The 18,611-nt window shown below is 57.7% G+C and carries 12 protein-coding genes and 1 pseudogene; 4 read left to right on the forward strand and 9 right to left on the reverse strand.

Annotation, left to right across the window (positions count from 1 at the left end):
• Positions 1 to 310: 310 nt before the first annotated feature.
• On the forward strand, positions 311 to 745 hold the full coding sequence (locus tag ACVIHF_RS03660; RefSeq protein WP_456791665.1) for a hypothetical protein: 435 nt from the start codon (positions 311 to 313) through the stop codon (positions 743 to 745).
• Positions 746 to 1,046: 301 nt separating this feature from the next.
• Here the strand turns inward: ACVIHF_RS03660 and hemN are convergent, their stop codons facing one another.
• Complete coding sequence (hemN, locus tag ACVIHF_RS03665; RefSeq protein ID WP_456791666.1) at positions 1,047 to 2,381, reverse strand: oxygen-independent coproporphyrinogen III oxidase; 1,335 nt, start codon at positions 2,379 to 2,381, stop codon at positions 1,047 to 1,049.
• Between the two features lie 1,387 nt (positions 2,382 to 3,768).
• Here hemN and ACVIHF_RS03670 point away from each other — a divergent pair.
• Together ACVIHF_RS03670 and ACVIHF_RS03675 are read left to right on the forward strand one after the other, a co-directional pair.
• Positions 3,769 to 4,026 (forward strand): hypothetical protein, encoded by a 258-nt coding sequence (locus ACVIHF_RS03670; RefSeq protein WP_456791667.1) that lies wholly within the window; start codon positions 3,769 to 3,771, stop codon positions 4,024 to 4,026.
• Between the two features lie 554 nt (positions 4,027 to 4,580).
• Positions 4,581 to 5,306, forward strand: a complete 726-nt coding sequence (locus tag ACVIHF_RS03675; RefSeq protein ID WP_456794066.1) for a helix-turn-helix transcriptional regulator — start codon at positions 4,581 to 4,583, stop codon at positions 5,304 to 5,306.
• 357 nt (positions 5,307 to 5,663) lie between these two features.
• Here the strand turns inward: ACVIHF_RS03675 and ACVIHF_RS03680 are convergent, their stop codons facing one another.
• Both ACVIHF_RS03680 and ACVIHF_RS03685 read right to left on the reverse strand, forming a co-directional pair.
• Complete coding sequence (locus tag ACVIHF_RS03680) at positions 5,664 to 6,389, reverse strand: outer membrane protein (protein ID WP_456791668.1); 726 nt, start codon at positions 6,387 to 6,389, stop codon at positions 5,664 to 5,666.
• A gap of 1,695 nt (positions 6,390 to 8,084) precedes the next feature.
• Positions 8,085 to 9,671: an acyl-CoA dehydrogenase family protein gene (locus tag ACVIHF_RS03685; protein ID WP_456791669.1), complete on the reverse strand. Its 1,587-nt coding sequence runs from the start codon at positions 9,669 to 9,671 to the stop codon at positions 8,085 to 8,087.
• A gap of 1,568 nt (positions 9,672 to 11,239) precedes the next feature.
• On the opposite strand from ACVIHF_RS03685, the gene ACVIHF_RS03690 reads away from it, so the two are divergent.
• A complete protein-coding gene (locus ACVIHF_RS03690; RefSeq protein WP_456791670.1) occupies positions 11,240 to 11,485 on the forward strand; it encodes a hypothetical protein in 246 nt (81 codons plus the stop codon).
• A gap of 580 nt (positions 11,486 to 12,065) precedes the next feature.
• Here ACVIHF_RS03690 and ACVIHF_RS03695 read toward each other — a convergent pair.
• From ACVIHF_RS03695 to ACVIHF_RS03720, 6 genes and pseudogenes are all read right to left on the reverse strand, one after another.
• Complete coding sequence (locus ACVIHF_RS03695; protein WP_456791671.1) at positions 12,066 to 12,626, reverse strand: hypothetical protein; 561 nt, start codon at positions 12,624 to 12,626, stop codon at positions 12,066 to 12,068.
• A gap of 917 nt (positions 12,627 to 13,543) precedes the next feature.
• Positions 13,544 to 14,572 carry an LLM class flavin-dependent oxidoreductase gene (locus ACVIHF_RS03700; RefSeq protein WP_456791672.1) on the reverse strand — a complete coding sequence of 343 codons (1,029 nt, stop codon included), beginning with the start codon at positions 14,570 to 14,572 and terminating at the stop codon, positions 13,544 to 13,546.
• A 172-nt stretch (positions 14,573 to 14,744) separates the two neighbouring features.
• Positions 14,745 to 15,002: pseudogene (locus tag ACVIHF_RS03705) on the reverse strand (transposase); the annotation flags it as partial.
• Positions 15,003 to 15,935: 933 nt separating this feature from the next.
• A complete protein-coding gene (locus ACVIHF_RS03710) occupies positions 15,936 to 17,057 on the reverse strand; it encodes a branched-chain amino acid ABC transporter substrate-binding protein (protein ID WP_456791673.1) in 1,122 nt (373 codons plus the stop codon).
• A 345-nt stretch (positions 17,058 to 17,402) separates the two neighbouring features.
• A complete protein-coding gene (locus ACVIHF_RS03715) occupies positions 17,403 to 18,116 on the reverse strand; it encodes a MerR family transcriptional regulator (RefSeq protein WP_456791674.1) in 714 nt (237 codons plus the stop codon).
• A 122-nt stretch (positions 18,117 to 18,238) separates the two neighbouring features.
• Positions 18,239 to 18,448, reverse strand: coding sequence for a hypothetical protein (locus ACVIHF_RS03720; RefSeq protein ID WP_310885128.1), 210 nt, complete (start codon positions 18,446 to 18,448; stop codon positions 18,239 to 18,241).
• Positions 18,449 to 18,611: the final 163 nt, after the last annotated feature.

An 18,611-nucleotide genomic window follows, 5' to 3' on the forward strand; every position in this document is an offset into this window, starting at 1 on the left:
GCGAAAACTATTGCTTACCGCGAGCCCTATGATGGATTAGCCGCGCGTAAAGTGTTCGCTTTGTCTCGGTCAAGACGGGCCGCTTCATCGAGGCCAAGGGAGCAACTGATCGGCGAGGTTGTGAAGAATGATGTTGTTGGCGGCTGCGGTTTGCTGGGATGCGTAAGTATCGCGAGTTCTCGCGTCAACGAGACAAGCCGATCGAAACGGTGAAGTCGGGCAGGGACGATGCAGATGATTGATCAGGCGGCCGCTTCGGACTTGCGGCCGCTCTTGTATGGCTGGTCAGGCCGCATTCGCTGGGGGTTTGATGTTTTTGGTTGTCTTCGTCGGCTTGTGTGCGGCGGCAGCCCATTTTGGGGGGAGCCTCGTAGGGTTTGTCGAGACGCCGGCAGCCGGGCCCGCCGATTCGCCGGTGGGCCTGCCGCCGGTGGACCGGGCGTCCATGACCGAGATACATTGGATGCAGCAGAAGACCAGCGACGACATTGCAGAGCTCAACCGTCAACTCGATGCTCAGCGGCAGGACCTGAGAGGGATCCTGGACCAGCTCACCATGCTGACTTCGCGGATCGATTCTCTGCAACATCCAGCACCTGCCCCTTCTGCCCCCTCCGTTACTTCTTCGCCCGCGCAAGCTGCTTCGAGCCCGGCCAGGAAGCGCATCGAGCGGTCCAAACCACAGGGGCCGGTTTCCGTCGGAGGCGAGCCAGTGATTGCAGGACAGAAGACAGGCGAGCCTTGAGGCCTCAGGCTGCTGCGCTGGGAGCCCTCCACGTTTGGCAGCTGGCGGCCTGCCCAGTCAGGCTGATCCTGTCTCACCGAGCGAGCATGCCGCATACGCGTGAGACATCAGGAATTCGGGCAGGTTTCTGACCACGTCAGCGAGCGTGCGGAGTCGGAGCCACATATTCAACGAATGAATTCCACCGCCGCACTTTCGTCGGGTCTTCCGCAAGGCAGTTGTCAGCAGCAGTCGGAGCATTTGAGGGAGTTTTTAGTTTTCCGTCGAGCGAATGTCGCGGCGATAGCTCGTGGCAGCCTTCCTAATAGGGGGTGCGGTTGAGATAGGCATCGAATGCGGCAGCAACAGAGCGGATAAGAAAACGGTGCTCCTGCTTGACACGGACGAGACCCTCTTCGATGTCCACTACCCCATCCTCGGCGAGCATTCCCAAGCGATCAGCCGAATCGAGAAAAGCGATCGGATCAAATCCGTGAGCGGCACAGATTGCCGGCACGCCGGCCTCCAAATCGCACATCAGGCGCTCGATAATTGCAGCCCGGAGCCGGTCTTCATCAGTGAGACAACAGCCCTTTGATGTTGCCAGACGGCCTGCTCTGATGTGCTGGTTATAGGAAGCTGTTGCGAGCTCGTTCTGGACGTAGCCGTCACGGAGACGACCGATGGCTGACGGACCAAAGCCGATCACGGTTTTACAGGTATCGGCCGAATAGCCCAACGAGTTGCGCCGTAGCCGACCGCCTTTTTGGGCCAGCGCGAGTTCGTCGTCCGGCAAGGCAAAATGGTCGAGCCCGATTTCGTGGTAGCCAGCGGAGACCAGCGTATCCGCCACGGCCGCGGCTTGCTCGGCGCGGGCAATATCGTCCGGCAGCGCGGCCTCGTCGATCTGGCGCTGACGTTTCATATAGGAGGGAACGTGGGCGTAGCCGAAAACCGCAATCCGGTCGGGCCGCATGGCCACCGCCGTCCTCGCGGAGTTCACGCAGGACTGCACCGTCTGATGCGGCAGTCCGAAGAGAAGGTCGAAGTTGATGCGGCTTATTCCATGCCGGCGAAGGCGTTCGACGGCAGAAGCCGCCTGCGCCTCGCTTTGGAGCCGGTTGACTGCCCTTTGAACCACGGGGTCGAAGCTTTGCACGCCGATGCTCGCGCGGCTCACGCCGGCTGCACCCAAGGTTTCGGCCATCTCGGCCGTGAACGCGCGCGGGTCGATCTCGATGGCGATGCTAGCTGATTTGCTGAAGGTGAAGCAGCGGCGTAGGAGCTCCATCAGGGCGAGGAAATCGGCTGGCGCGATCGTGGTCGGTGTTCCGCCGCCAAAATGTACATCGTTCACGGGCAGGGCGCACGGCGCTCGCTGTGCGACCAAACGAATTTCCTCGCTCAGCACCGCAACAAAATCGTGAGTCGGTCGCTCGCTGCGAGTGAGGTTTGTCGGGAAACCGCAATACCAGCAGATTGATCGGCAGAACGGAATGTGGAGATAGAGCGAGACGGGTTCGTCGGGCGGCAGCCGCCTCAACCACGTCTCACAGGTCTCGGCGCCTACGGTCGCGGAGAAATCGGGTACGGTCGGATAGATGGTATACCATGGCAAGCGAGCATCGCAGTATTTGTTCAGAAGCGAGGTCTGCAAGACTTAAACTTTCCATGCTGATAAACATGAAGCTGACCGATGTGCCTTCCTTTGTCTTTGCGTTATGTCAATAATCCCACTTTCGTTTTCAAATCTGGTTCGCGTTCTCGATGCCACCAGGCGCTTAGCGTCTGAGAACGGGAGTACTCGCTGGAAATCATTTGATGCTCGTTCAAAGAGTAAATCTCTCATATGAGCACGACTTCAGCGGCTAGACGTCCCTCAACTAACTTGCGCGACAGTGTCAGTCGTTCATCAAAAGACGATTGGCTTCGCGCCACTTACCGTCGCCATGGCGTCACCGGCTCCGGCGGGCGTCACGAGCAGGATGCATCACCTTGCAAGCTGGTGATGTCACGGACAAGAATTGCTTCTTCGATGAAACCGCCAAGTGCGAGATCGTACAACTTGACGCCGCGTGAGATTCAAGACCCGCGATAAAAACATTTTGGACTCGACGTTAAAAGAATGGATGAGCCTCAATTCCGCCACGCTGCTTGTCTCATTGGCGCAAGCATCATCACGGATGTACTGATGGTGTTGGGGCGGGCCCGGCGCACTTCCAACCCCGGCAAAGTGCGTCGGGGCGCCTGGCGGCGCCGAACTTAAGCCGCTCCACCAATTCACAACTGTGCCGATTGTTTTTTCGGCGCTCAGCACGTTACTGTCTCTAACAGCTCCAGACCAGCAGTCCGCAAGGACGGACTACTTGCTCAGAACTAATTGCGAAAGCGTGCAGACCGTCTTCACCAAGGTGCCTCGACATAGTTGGCGAAGCGAATCGACAAATGAGACCGGCGCGGCCTTCCACAGTGCTTTCGGCTCTTTGACGTCCGTGCTTGCATTCCGGGCCGTTGCACTGCACGGTTGGTTGCGACCCATCAGGACCGGCCTTGTCGTCGTCTGTGATTGGTTAGTCGCCGTGCTTTCAGTCAAGCGCTGGTGCCTGGCGTACCGACGAGTTGGAGAACAAGAGCGCCTTGAGTCGGCAGTCGCGGAGAGCCGCACTCGTTGATCTAGATCAACTGGTGCGGCGACTTCCGCAAATGGCGTTGTCGCGTTTCCTCCCGATGTCACGATTGCTTCAATGTCATACGCAGGAACCGACCGTTGTCCTGTCAAGGCCTTGTCTAGACGGTTGAATTTTAACGAACCCAATAATTGGTACGACACTTGCTGGTCGGATCCGAGGCCCTCTGACTTCTGGAGACGCGCATGCAAAGTGTCCTCTGCATCGAGCAGGTCTCGCGACTGCGCGTACCTCCCGTTGTGCCTCTGGTGCCATCACCACGTGCCCTGTCGATTCATTCGCACCGAACCTGCGCGGCGGCCGCCCTCAAAGGCCGGGCATTGGTGCCAGGCGGTTACCTCTTGCGGCGACTGTTGCGTGTCGCTCATCGATCGCGTCCTCGACGGCGTCGAAGAGCGGAGGCTCAGCCAAAGCGCAGCAATGGCAATCCGCAAGATTGGGATGAAAAATGACGCTCCTGGCATCTTCGCCAGCAAGCAGAGCATCGAAGCCGATATCGCACGGGCGGAACCCGACACCGCCAGGCGAGCCGGCCTGCTCCAGCTCACAATCGCGAAGTTCAGCGCCTCGGGTCCCCTCGCGCTGGCGCTTCGGACGGAGCGGCGTGGCGTTTAGACCGAACTTCGGGTTCGCACAATTAAATCTGACCTGTGCCCACGTCGTAGCCGCCGGTGCTGCTTGGTTTGTATGGCCAGCCGCGTCTTTAGGACGGTCGTATCGCCTCCGATCGGTTGCTCGCACACGTCGGACCACCGTGAGACCCTCCGTCAGCGCGGACATTACTGGGTTAAATGAGCGTCGATCTGCATCGCGGGCCCAGACCGTCAACACGGACAACACTCGGGGATCCTCGATTTCGCCAATGCATAGTCGGCGGGCCAGACAAGTCACATTGATGGGAACCGGCGTTGCGGTTGCGGCATGCCGTTCAGCCTCAGACGAGGGATAGCGGTCGACATCTCAGCTGTTTGACGGAGACGATCACGCCAACGCAGTCGGCGGCAGAACAACGAATTCGGGAATGGAATCTGAGGCAGCGTGCGAGCGCTCCAGACTTCGCGAAGAGCAAACCCAGGGTTCAGGTCATGGAATGGAACTTGGCTCCGCCTGAAACAAGCGCAATTGAACGCAGCGACACCGACCTTGACCGGTGTCCCGGGCCGCGCAACATGGATCTCTTCAGCTTCACTGAATGCGCAAACCAAACGCATTCGCTCAGAGCGCTGTTCGATCTTCTTGTCAGCTGCGCCACCGAGGAGGGCTTCAGTGAAGTTGCTTACGGCGCCCTCAACTTCGTCGAGCCACTTCGCCTGGCGGAGTATCCACCCCCGACCGTGGCCGTAAAATGGCCGCCAGACTGGTGCGACCGATACTTCAAACGCAAGTACCACACCATCGATCCGGTGGTCCGGCGGACGCCGATGCTGTCGCGGCCATTTTTGTGGGATCAACTCGCTGACCACTATCAACTTCAACCCGACGAGAGACGTGTCTTGGATGAGGCCAGAGAGGCAGGCCTGAAGCATGGCATAAGCGTACCGTTGTTTGGGCCGTTGGGCCGGGTATCGGTCGTGTCGTTTGCGTCTCCATCCGAAGATGCGGATCCGCAGGACCGCATCGGTCATCTCAACGCATTGGCCAGTCACTTTCATAGCGCGTATGGCGAGATCGCACGCCCCTGCAACAATGGCGGTGAGAAAAAAGTGGCACTGTCGCAGCGTGAGATCAGCTGCATGCGGTGGGCGGCAGAAGGAAAATCGTCATGGGAAATTGGGATGATCCTGGAAATCAGCGAGAATACAGTCAATTTTCATATCAAGAATGCGATGCGAAAGCTGGGCGCGACCAGCCGGATCCAAGCGATCGTTATGGCAATCCGCCTCAATGTTCTTTGAATTCCTCACTCGAGTGGAAGCACCCCAATTGGCTAAACTGTTGCTCGCAGCTTCTGGCAAGTCTCGGCCTGCCCTATTTACCGGAATTGCAGACGCAACTGCTGCGTTGAGACAGGCAATTTGAAATCTGACACTGCGTCAGGTTGTGAATGCTCCGTAACCAACGACGACGTGCCCGATCGACTGACTTGGATCGCAGCGTTGGAGCCCGGCGATGCGTGTCATCCGGCCAATGATCTAGTTGCACGAACTGGAAAGTGAGGTAGGGGTGATGTTTGGTTAAGAGGAGCGCTTGAAGAAAGAACCCCGATCGACCGTCGGGGTTCTCGATTGACCGTAGCAAGCGCGTGGAGGTCACTATCTACCAAATGCCGGGCCGAACTTGTAATTCAGTCGTGCCGTGATGAGATCGACGTCCTGGTGGACGCGATCGCCGCCAACGGCTGTTGGGAAGGATACGTTGCCGCCCTGCATGAACAAGTGGTCATACTCGACACCGGCGGACCAACTCGGCGTGAGGCTGACTTCGATACCGGCGCCGAGCGCGCCACCCCAACGCACGTCGTTGTTTCTGGCTATCTCGGCCCCATTAACCACAGAGTTGATGTGATAGGTGTTGCTTGTCACCGCTGCGCCACCCTTGGCGTAGAGCAGCACGGCATTGAACGCGTAGCCGATGTGGCCGGTCAGCAGGCCGAACGCATCTGTCTTGGTGCCAATGATGTCTGCCGGGAAGGCAATGCTGACATTGGAGCCGCTGAAGTCGGCCCAATTGCCCTGACCTTCGATGCCGTAGACCGTATTGAATATCTGCCAACGATAGCCGATCTGGCCGCCGATGGTGCCTCCGGTCGAATTATGGCAGCCCTCGGGAGTGACGCCATTGAAATCCCAGCAATTGTGGCTCGATCCCCAGCCACCATTGAGACCGATATAGTAACCGGTCCAGTCGTTGATTGTGGCTACGATCGCCGGCGGCGGCGCCTTGATGTTGACGGGCTGCGCGGCGAAGTCCGCGCCAAACGCGGGAGCAGCCGTACTGAGCGCGCCGATGCTTGCAGTCAGAATCAGCAAATTCTTCATTCGAGTGTCGTTCCTTTCGATGCCCCCCGGCACCGCGGGTCTTAACAAGATCATCGCGGATTGCTGTAACTGCAGCACAACATTGTTTCGGAAGAAATCGGTTGAATCGAACCATGCGTCAGATTTCGGTGGGCGCGATTGCAGTAAGCCTCCGAAGAAGACGCTAGAGGGTTACCCAATTGGTTATTTTCACCGCGGCATTGCGGAACTCCAGAGGCGAGTTCTTACCTCTGCGTCGCCATTGATCGCACCAACAAATCCGCCTTCGAACCGCACGATCAGGAAACGACTGTTCAACACTATCATTACGATCGACACGATCAGCTCGAAGTACACCCTGGAGACTTCATGAGCGTCTGCAACCGTGTTCGGCGATTGAAGACCATTAGGAGCCTCAAGCCCCAAGAATACGTCTACAAATGCAGGATATCCCGGCCAGAATGATTCAAACCCGATCCGCCAGAAGTGCCTGGGCTAACAGCTATGGCGTGCGCCGGATCGTCTGTCCATCGCGAGGCGCTGCGGTGTCAAACTGGCGAAGCAACGCCATGCCGCGCATTGCTGAGAGCGCATAAAAGACTTACCGCTGTTGAGACCGACGTTAAAACGCGTTTCGCGGAACAGAAGTCTACCGTCGATGGCCTTTGGCTCGTTTGGCGCTCCATTACACTTGGCGTCATCGGTGCCTTGCTCGTTGCTCTTTTCACAACAGCCTGGCCTACAATGCGGCTGGTGGGGAATTGGATTGCGTATAACGTCAGCGAACGCTTGGCGGTGCCGCCGATTGCCCGCGCAAACGGCCCGGCATCACCTCAAGTCTCGCCGCCTGCGTCCGCGGCTCCATCGCCCGCGCAATCGCCAAGCCCAGCGCAACGGCTGCAATAGACTTTCACAGATTCTAGTCGCGCTTCTGCATCCAACCTACAGGGGATTAAGGCAGTCGTTTTGCTCCATACCGCATCGGGCATTGAAAGAAGCGTCGAATACATGCTGAGCCATTGGAAGCTCGAGTATGTCTGGCGTCTGGCATTGTTGGTCAGGTCGAGCGACTTGCACAATTGCACACCTCCACCAAGGTGAGATAGCGGCCGCCATTCGAGCTCCTTTTAGCCATCCAACCCTGCGCCTCACCCAAAATAAGGCGCCCAGAACGAAATCACCTCGGTGTAGGCGCTGTCGAGGACTCAATCATCGAGGTGGGGCGCAATACCCCTTCGCGGCGAAGCACAATCAACGTGCCACGGGAGGCTAATAAATTTTGAAGCTGCGACGGACTTACGGCGCAAGCTTGTTGCTCTCGCGACCGGGGGATAGACCGGCAGTCGAACGATAGTGCCACCACCCAGATACGAACCGCGTCCCACGGTGTCCCCAGACTCAAGGCGTGTGCAAAGTACTCCGAACCCTCCGACGTCGTCTCAAATTGTGTCGCAACGAGCAAGCGAGCGCCCTGGGGTTTGGCTCCCGCAGAAAACGCTGCACAGGGCAACGTGATCGTCACATCAAGGAGGATCGGTCGTCTAGGCAAGACTGATGATGGCGCGCGTGGCGCGATGCGCCTCCCGACGGCCCTGAGCACGCACCGATCTGTTAGTGCGGCAGGCGCTCGGTCGAGGATCAATTGCGAAATCGGCGTGTGGCAGTGCCTGCAGTTGGTAGGACCGGCCTCCCTCGCTCCACTTGCGAGTTAGGGTTTCAGACATACTCGACCAATTTGAGGTAATCGTCTGTGAGGACTGGCGAGCGGATGGAAGAAGCTGCGTCATGAAGGAAGGTATTCAGAGTCCTACTCGCGCGAATGCGGCCTTCGAAAGAGAGACGCGCTGGCGCGCGAGCACGGAGGATATCCAATTCGGAACTGACCAGGTCAGCCGCGGGACAATCTGAGGCCGAGAAGCAACCAGCAGAGATGACAGCTTGTGCCAGTCCCAGTGTAGTGAGCCAACCCGCATAGATTAGTACGGCACCGTCTGTCTCATTGAGCCCAGAGAGTTCCTCAATTGCAGCAGCGTGGACTGGTGCGGCTCCAAGAGAGAGAAAAAGATCGGCTATTTCGTCACGTGTGGCTCGAGAGAGAAGGCAGCGGCCGAGATGTGACAGGAGCGTCTCGGTCGGCCCCTCGAAGATGCGCAGAATGCGAGCGTCGCGATAGATTTTAGCTACAGGCGTTCCCTCATCGTAACCACGGCCACCTAACAGTTGGACGCATTGATCAGCGACGAGGCCGCACCACTCCGACGACAAAACCTTCGTTGCTGACGCAAGGTGGACGTTCGGCGCGCCTTGCGCTGAGACAAGACGGCAGGATGCACCCAGCATTGCCTTCACTACTTCTCGCCGGAGTACCATCTGTCCAAACAACTGCTCGATATAACTGTTCTCGATCATGCGCAGCTTGCCGAATCGACGCTGGCTTGCATATGAGGCTGCGACCTGGATAGCGCGCTCAAGGGCTCCAAGGCCCATAGCCGCCACACCGATGCGCCCGCGGTTCATACTGGATGCTGCTGCTCCCCAGCCGTCTTGATCGCGAGAGAGCACGTAAGCACTTGGCAGCTCGACATCCTGGAACTCAAGGGTGTTCTGAATAATGCCGCGTAGACCGAGTGTGCGATGCTCGTGAGTGACCTTCAGGCCCGGCGCCTGCCTATCAACCAGTACGCCAACGACGCGGCCTTTCGCATCCGGACCAGAGGCTCGCGCAAAGCAAACGATCCAACGAGCCCAGTCAGCGAGGCCGATCCAAATTTTGCGGCCGGAGACGCGAACTCTATCTTCGTGCATGAAAGCCGAAGCTTCTATATGTCGCGGCGCAGAGCCAGCTCCAGGTTCTGTTAACGCGAAGGCGCAAAGGTCGCCATGTGTGACACCCCACATGACCTGCCTTTGTTCAGGGATGTGCGGTGCCGCTTCGATGCAGGGCAAGGCCAGGAAGTTATGGATCACGAGGGTAGAGGCAGCCGAGACATCGAAGGATGCAGTGGCGGAGATGAGATCAATGGCCTCTTGCAAGGGGAGAGCTAACCCACCGTGCTCTGTTGATGTAGTGAGTCCGAATAACCCATGCTTTGCTAATACGCTGTGTAGGGTCGGAGGGAATGCTCGACGGTCATCCGCGTCTGCGAAATTCAGCTGACTCAGATCATCGATCAAACGGGAGTATAGGGTAGCAGGTGCACAAAATTGAGATGTGCCTTGCTGCGCCTCCTCGCATAAAGCGTGAGCCTGAGTATACATATCCATAAGAGCAGAATGATTGCGCGCGCGCTCCGTGCCAATCATCTCCGTGTCTAGCTCGAATAGACATTGGTATAGATGGATGTAAGCGTAGCATAAGCAAGCATAAGCTGGTTACCCCGGATCGGAATGTTTCGCCAGCGCTCCGGGGCAGGCAACAAAATGCGTCTTGCATAACCCATCGAGAGCGTTTTCGCGACCGTGCGGTACCGGACGATGGACACCGGAGGTCAGTTGTCGCCGACTGCCACCACTCGCATGGCGTTCAAACTGGTGATCGCCGCGTCAGTGACCTGGCGGCGGCCCAAAGGCAGATCATTTGCCGCAGCTCATCGCAGTTGTCTGATTCAACAAGGGTATCGAAGTCATCCAAGCGTCGGCGAACCACAATGCCCGATCGCTCGTCACCCAAGACATCCTGCATAGGAACGACCAACTCATCAGTGGACAGCTCAAGTGCAAAAAGTTCTCCCACACTTCGTAGATCGTTCAACACGCCTAAACGGCATGGGAGCTGCGGCCGCGCGCAAAGCCGATTGCATTGAGCCACGTAGTATCGGAGCGATGGCAGAAGACCGGAGCGCCATCAGCACGAGTTGCGCCACGAAGTGGCTTGGTCATCACGGGGATCGTCATTAAGCAACCAAGCCATACACGGCTGAGCAACCGACGTGCTATAGGCAGTCATAGAGCGACAAGGAGGGTAAAACGGTGCGCCTTTACAAACCCCGGCGGCCTTACCACTCGATAGCTTCCGGACGTGTATGTCGCTAATCGGACGCGGTTGACTGGCGACTTCTCGCGCGCGATCGAGAGGAGTTTCATAGGTCTGGCGGGCATAATCGGCTCTCATTCGGGATCGATGCACACGGCGACCTTCGGGACTTCAAGTCCGCGCCCTCCGCGACTGCGCCTCGGGGCGCATACAAACGTCGGGGTAATCGTGATTGCGGGGGGGGGCAGGACCGAATCCGTCGGCACCGTACGCACCCATGACGAACCACGCCCCACAGTACTTTGCGGGACGATACGAACCGGATCATCGCAACGGCCTGCACGCGGCCAACGATCTAGTGACCGCGCGTGGAGCAAAACTCGCACCACGGAGCCGTTGCGTTCCGTTGAACAGGAGAACGAAAGCCAGGCCGCCGACATTTGTCAGAAAGCAAACAGGCGGTGTCCGAAATACGCAGCGCGCGCTGAGGGCGGCATTGTACGAAACGGACGGTGGTGGGGTTGGAACGCTCCTTAGCTCGGAGCTCGAATGTGGTGCACGGCCGCTTCGTCAGGTGCGGCTTTGGCCATGATTAGTCGCGGCTTTCGACTGGAGTGACCACCGACATCGAGCAATGCAGGAAATCCAGCAAAAAATGCGCGACAGGGCATGCTTCGTTCAAGCGATTCAGAATTAGTCGAATTGACGTGGTAACACGGCACTCGGTCATCCGCACTTCAATAAGCATCTGTATAGACCTGTTGTAGCGCCGCGAGCAGCCCGATGCGCGAGCGAACCCGTGAATCCGATCTCTTACCTGCTGCGATACGTCAGAGGCACTCGGTTTCACTTTGAACAAGTCACTCCCTCGTATTCAGATTTCGATTGGAGTTTTGAGATGGACCAGATTTCATCTGAGCAAGTGCAAGAGCCAGAGGTTCTCGTGAGCGTTGCCTTTGACAAGGCGTGGCGCTTTGTCGAGAAGGACCCGTTACTGGCGCACAATCTCAGGACAGTGCTTCACAGCCGATTGCGGGCGTTCCTGGAATGTTCGATAAGGAGCGGCGAACGGAATACTTTGCATCTGGCGAACGAGGCGATACGCAATCTGCGCGCCGAACTTGCGCCCGCGACCAAACAATGAGGTGGCTTACACCTCCCGGCAGGAACAACCGGCTTCGTCATGGCTCTCCGCGATCTTTGGGCAGCAGAAGAGCAATCCCGATATATCGTGCTCGGACTCTTCTTCTCCACGAATATTCTGCTTCGACTGAACCGCGTCCTCGCCTAATGTTGCCGGGCTGAGCAACGAGCGCATCCGCGAGGATGTCGCCACGATACGGCCGGTCACCGCCGCGCTGTGCCACCTGATCCTTGATGAGCGGGCACACCCGGGTAGGGCTTCCGCCCTTCTGCCGGCATCATCCGGCTCGCCCGATCCTATGGACAACGGCCCGGTCAAACGATTCTTGCCAACGATCTCGATCGACGTCCTTCACTCAAGCGCCCCTTGTTCAGAAAACGCGCCGGTCCTTCATCCGAACATCCGCGGGCTACGTTGCGACAACCAGGAGATCAACGCCTTACGGAACGACTGCGATGTGGACAAGGCAGTGGAAGCGACGCGCTCGCGAGACGACAAGCCCGTCCAATCTTGCAAATCGTGAACCTTGCGGTGGCACTCGGTAGGGCATCGTCACCGGCTGAAGAATACGAAATGGAATCTACTCATTTGCACGCGACAGAATTAGCGTGGCGATCTTCATCTGGTTGGCAGGAGTGCGTAGAGCCTCGGGTAAGGCCGCCACTGCTTGATCGAAAAGGCGTCCCAAGACCTGAAGGTCTTCTGGGTGGTAGACGCCGCGGTCCCGGGACATTCTCGCTGTTTGCCCGTCGTCAGTGCGGCCACTGGTCCTCGCATCGCCTAGCAGACCGATGGCGAGCTCCGCATTTATCATTTCGTTTGTGAGTGCATTAAGCAGTCGGACTGCTTCGAGCTCGTTGCCTTCCTCGCCAACGAGGGTGGCAACGATGTCCAGTTGCAGGTCGATGCGCTGCGTCAGGTCTTGTATGCGTGAGTTGGAAGGGTCAAGTTCCACGGCGTTGCTCCAGAGCAATAAAAAGCAAGGTAGGGTGAGTAAAGATGTGTGTCGTTTGTTGCGTTCGCGGGACCTCAGAATTGCGGCTGCAGAAAACTGTGCACGCGTGCGGTTAGTTGAGAGCGGCGCGTAGAATGCAATGACCGCGACGCAAGAGCGCAGGAAGCAGATGAGGGCGGCCGGCACCGAGTAGCACCACGCACGCGAGCGCGATGAGGATCCCCGACTACAATGACGTAGGGAAGCGCGCCGTGGTACTGCGCAGGCGGTCTGGTGACGCAAGTCGACAGCAGTGCCTCGTCGTGGCCGGCGAAAATTTGTGTTGCAATGGGGTTGTCAGATAGCTGACAGCTCTGTATCGGCTGCAGGCTTTCACGGCGCCAGCTTGATGGCGCGGGCAAGCGGTTGAGGGCGACAAGTCCGGTTTGCCTTGGCTTAGGGCGCAGCTTGCCCGTCCTAATTCTAGCCGGCGCACACATGGACCCCAGCCAATAAGAGTACGCGAGATCCAATCTCCTCGGCCGCCTTTAGCATGAGGACAATTCGGTCCGCGACTATGCGGTAGATTGCGTGTGAGGCGTTTAGATGCGGCGTCCGACTATAAGCGGGTGGCACGTGCCGTGATTTGCAAGATAGGAGAGTCTCTTTGGCGATGCAGACACGGGGGGCTGAAGTTGGCCTGCGACTATGCTCAAAGCAAACCGGGTTCATGGTTACACGTGCTTCGTGAAGGGTGCTTTCCGGAAATCGGCGATTGACTATGGGGTTTTGGTTAAGACCGGTAAAATCGAAAGTGTTGATGGTATGCATCCAGCTCGCGGATAGCCGCGCGCGACCGTGGCCGACCTGTTCTGGATGACGCACGATGCCAACCGCATATGAATAGAGTTGGCTTGTCATGCGCCGCTCTCCAAGTCAGTTCACGTCACCGCCGCGACATCGGCCGAAAGCTCGGCATGATGGTGATCGAGGCGATCCGGTCCTCATCGGTCTGTGGACCTCCTACTGAGTAGGCAGGAGGTCCTGAATGCACGCGTTCGGTATAACGGCCGATCATAAATGAAGGTCAGCTCCTCGGAGGCGCCCACATCCGATAGTCATTGTCAGCCAAAGCTAGCGATGATTTCGGATCTAATTGTGGTTGCGGTATATAGAGAAGCTTCCAGCGGAAGGTTCCCAAATGCAAGCTGGCAAAGTAGGTAGTTTGCACCTGCCTCCTCCATCTGGTTAAGAAGGATCTGTCGGACGGAAGCTGGTGTTCCGACGACGCATAATTCGCTCTCGAGCGCTGCTTCGAAGGTCAGCGGCAGGGTAGGTGGTGTCGGAATGGCGTTCAGCTCGTAAACGAATTTAAAGCTCTCGAGCCATCGCTGATACGCGGTGTCCGCTGTTGCATGGGCGTCTCGGTCAGACTGCGCGATCACGACCATGCGGAGCAAACCAATAAACGGCTCGCGATCGTCCGCGGTTGTAATGCGCGCTCGATGGGAGCGGAACGCATTCGTAATGCTTCGGACAGCAGAGGAGCGGCCTGGGCACGCCAGATTGGCGCCATTTGCAGCAGCCCACTCCGCCGACTCGGCCCGGCTGCTCGTGATCCAGGTCGGGGGGTACGGATGCTGATGAGGCCTCATGGTCAAAGGTATCTCGCTCAGCTCAAAAAAACGTCCGTGATAGGAAAGCGTATGCCCCTTTAGCGCGGCATTTAGGATTTCGCTGGCTTCCTCATAACGCTCTGGCGCCGCGTCCGCGCTGATGCCGAAATAGCCCCATTCGGTGGGCAGGGAGCCACGCCCGATACCGAGCTCGAGCCTGCCGCCGCTCAATTGGTCAAGCATGCAGATCTCTTCGAATGCGCGCAAAGGATGATAAAGGTTGAGCAACAGGACCAGCGGACCAACACGCAGTCTCTGGGTGCGTTGCGCGACGCTTGATAGAAACAGGTTCGGGGACGGCCCTCTGCCATGTGGTGTGCAGTGGTGCTCCGCCAAGTGATAAGCGTAAAAGCCTAGAGAATCGCACGCCTCCGCCAACTTGAGGCGATCTTCGTATTGCCGCGCGACATCGCGGCCGTCGTCGTCCAAATGGTCGAAAATGCCGCACGTTAGTCTTGAAGGGAGGCTGCTTTTCACTTGATCATCTCCTTTTGTGGAACAGGAGTCCTGGTTGCCTGATGCCGTCGCGCAAAAGAACGGCCGGTTCGTTATTTGACCCGCTCCTGATCTTTCTCGTTGGACGCGGTGCCCTGAGTTTGCACGATCTGATTGGGTCGCCAGGATCTGCAGATGGCGGGTCTGACCGCTACTTTGACAGGAGCTCGCGAAGCGCCGCCACACCGAGCATGTGTTCGACCAGAAGCAACTTTAGCTTCGCGTTCTCCTCTTCCAGGGCCTTCAATCGTTTGGCCGCAGAAACGTCCATGCCGCCAAATCTGGCTTTCCAATTGTAGATCGCCGCTTCGGAGGTCCTGTGTCTGCGAGCTAGATCGGCCGCTTTCGCACCAGCCTCATGCTCTTTCAATATCGCGATAATTTGTTCCTCCGTGAATCTCGGCCGCTTCATCTGTCCGCCCTTCTTGGGGCAGAACTTGCGCTCCAACTGGAGGAGATGCCCAATGAGAAATCGTCTGCCGGACGCCAACACGAAGCTTGGGTCGGAAGGTATTCCAGAAGGTTCGAGTTCAGCGAAGTCTGCTGCAACTTCCCGCCTTTCAAGCCCGATAGGCCGAGGGTTGTCCTCGAAGGCAAAACGGTGCCCAAAGATACGGACGCCGATGGCATGGCTGATCACATTGTTGTTGAAAAATTTTTGAATCGTGCGAATCGTCCCGATTGGCACATCGCTGCGGGCGGCTTGGCGGCTCGCCCCAAGGCGGAGCCGTCCCCTGCGCATCGGCATTGCTGTACGAGGGCAGCGACGAGCCTCCAATTAAGGCGGCGGCCAGCGGGAACGAGTTGATAGCAGGGTTGACACAAGCCTCATGGAGATCGGTTCGGCCGGAGCGGCAGTTGATCGTTTTGTCGCGCGCAGTTCGTAGTGTTCCGCCCGACGCGGGACAACCCGTAGGTTGCAGCGCGCAAGTGCATTTGTCAGCATGCGTGCCCGATGGGGGAAGTTGTCGGTGCAAATTGAGTTTCATGGCTATGTTTGTCGGAAAGAACTGCCAGCACTTTGTGACACCGCCGAGCTGCTGCAGACGGCATGGGGAGCCTATTTGAGGAAGAACCGGTGAACCAAAGGGAGTAACCATTGAGCTTATCAAGACAGGCTTGCCAAGGTCGAGAGTTGCAACACTGAGGGTTGGCACGGGTGCTATTTGTCTATCATCGGACGCAACTCATCCCCCAGCGGATCGACATCAGGCAGCTCTGCGAGCGCTGCGGCGAACGCGAAAAGTGCTGCGAAGACCGCGAGTACAAGGGTGCACGCGAGGATCGTTGCACCAAGGTCGTGAGGACGTCTTATCATCTGTGCCACTGGTCGAATTGTGGGAGGCTACGTGAGGCCACGATCAGTTCTGCTGGACGTCTTCGACATGTCCGACGCGCCAGCGGGAAACGAGAAAACCAGGAGCCGCTTTGTCTCGTTGGACTCAAATCGGACCGGACCGATCACGGTATCGGTCGGCCTCGAACGAAGTGCGTCGGTGACTCGTGCAGAATTGAAAGAGCTAGCCCGCTTCACTGCATCTGCCCAGGCTTTGACGGCTGCATAGGCGTAAAGCATGTAACCATCGGCGGACATGTTGGCCGCGTTGAGGCGGGTCGCAATGCCGGCCGCATTGGTATTCTCGCCTGGTTCGGGCATGAAGGTGAACAACGCACCGTTTCCGGCAGTGCTGGCAATGACCCGGAAATTAGAGGTCATCAGCGGATCGTTCGCCGTAATGATGAGGCCGGCACCTGATTCTGATGGCCGGTGTACGATCGGTCCAACTTCGGTAAGATAGCCGCCGATGTAAGCGAGCCGTGCCCCGTCCATCTTCAATCTTGATATCCGCGTCGCGTAGTTCTTTTCGCCGGCTACATAGCGTTGGCGAATGATGTATTCACCGGATCTCTGAAGCTGAGCCGCAACCGCGTCGGCAATGTCATTACCTGCCGCGCTTTTGTTATCGAGAACTGCGATCGTATGATTATGTTGGCTCCCGTGAATGTACTTAGCTGCAACGAAGCACTGTTTGTCGCCGCAGCCACAGATCCGAAACCACGCCTCAAGGCCGCGGTCTGTTAGCTGAGGATTTGTCGAGCCAGGTAACACTTGAACGATGTCCGCTACGTCGTCGTAGACTGGGATCGACGAAGAAGAACAAAAATGACCAACGGGCAGTCGGACGCGCTCTTTTGTGAGCTGATTCGTAACTGCGATGGCATGATTGGGATCGCAAGCATCGTCGACGACAGTCGATATCAGCCTGGTATCGGGAAGTAGGCCCGACACGTTCAGGACCTCGACGGCGGCAGCCGCTCCATCGCGCATTTGTCCGCCAAACGCAGCGCCGCGTCCGATCACGGGACCAGCCACGGCAATATTGACGTCGGAGGCGCGCGTAGCCGAACCGAGGGCGCAGAAGAGCAGTGCTGCACTTGCAGCTAAAGCGTTACGCCTACCCAACATTATAGAGCTCCAATGCTCACCAGCTGCCGGGATTTGCGGCCCGACTTGCTTGCAGATATCGATGCGGTTGATTCTGCCAAGCGAAGTCTTTCGCGTCAGCTCAGCCACACCGCAGCCACGGTAGAGCCTACAATTTGACGTTACGTACGGTTCAAGCCCCTTTTTGAGGAAGTGTCTGACATGGCGTCGGCGCAAGGGTCGACGAGGCAAAGTGGGAAGATCTGTCCGGTTGAGCCGCACAACTCAGCCGCCGCGCATCAGAGCCAGCTACCGAGGCCTCATCCCGTTCTCATCTTGACGACAGAGACCGACGGGCATTCCTGCGCGCGTCCGTCCGCCAAGCTGTCAGTACGGCTGATCCTCCAGCCCGGCAAGCGCAAGATCGAGATACTGCATGAGATTGGGGTCCCAACCCGCCAGACTGCGGGGGGCACTTAACCGCGCGAGTACCTTCAGGATCGTCGAAACGCGTGAATCAGCGCCGGCGATTTCGCCGATCAGCAACCGCGCTGCAACCGCGACAGCCTTTGCTCGCTCGCCGCAAGGGTGTTCGCCCCGATCCATACAATCACGCAGTTCGTCGCGGATCCGCCGCCACCGATCCTCACGCTCTGCAGCCAACTTGCATGTGCATCGGGACGCCTGACTGCGTGTCTCGACCCGAGACATGGCATTCAAAGTGGCAGGCAGCTCATCTACACTTACCTGGATTTCACTGTCCGTCGTCATGTCGCGCAAGCGATCTCGCAACAGGGTCGCTCGGGCGACTTGAAGTTCGATCCGCTCCAAATGCTTGCGCAGCAGGTCAATGAGTGAAGTGGTGCCCTCCATCGCTTTGCGGATCTCGTGAAGGGAAAAGCCAAGCTCACGTAGCGCGCGAATTTGATGAACCCGCTGAACGCTTTCACGATCGTACATCCGGTGGCCGCCGTCCGTACGCTCTGATGCGGCTAGGAGACCCGTGTGTTCATAATGATGCAGCGTGCGTACCGTTACTCCGGTCGCCTCTGCAAGTTCGCCAATGCGCCATCGACGCCTTCGTGGTGTAGCTTTGCTCATGTTGTTCAATTTCAAAGCCTACAACCTGACGTCACGTATGATTCAAGCTATTTCAAAGCTCTAGCTGGATCGTCTTCCATTCCAGCGTAAGAGATGGTCACTATCCTCAGAACGGCTGGCGATCAACCCTGAGGGGAAATCATGACCAACAAGTTCATCAGGCATGCCAGTCTAGACTCGCCGATCGCTGTACGCTCCAAGATGAGTTTGGCGACGGCTGTTCGATTTTCAGGGGTTCGCATCGACGGGGGTAGCGCGGTGATTGCGCGATCAAAAAGTCTTCCCAAGACAGAAAGCTCTTCCGGATCGAATATGCCGCTGTATTGTTTCAACGTTTAGCTCCTTGTTGGTCATTGCGCCAAGGCAGCGCACGTCGTCAAGGCGTTTGACCGCGGTAGGGCCAAAAGAAGTCAGTCCGGCGGCGCAGCGCGATGAAGATGCAGAGCGCTTTAAGGTGATGCGACAAGGCAACACTGGTGCGCGGTGTCTTGCAAA

It is taken from the genome of Bradyrhizobium sp. USDA 4506, from assembly GCF_054058795.1.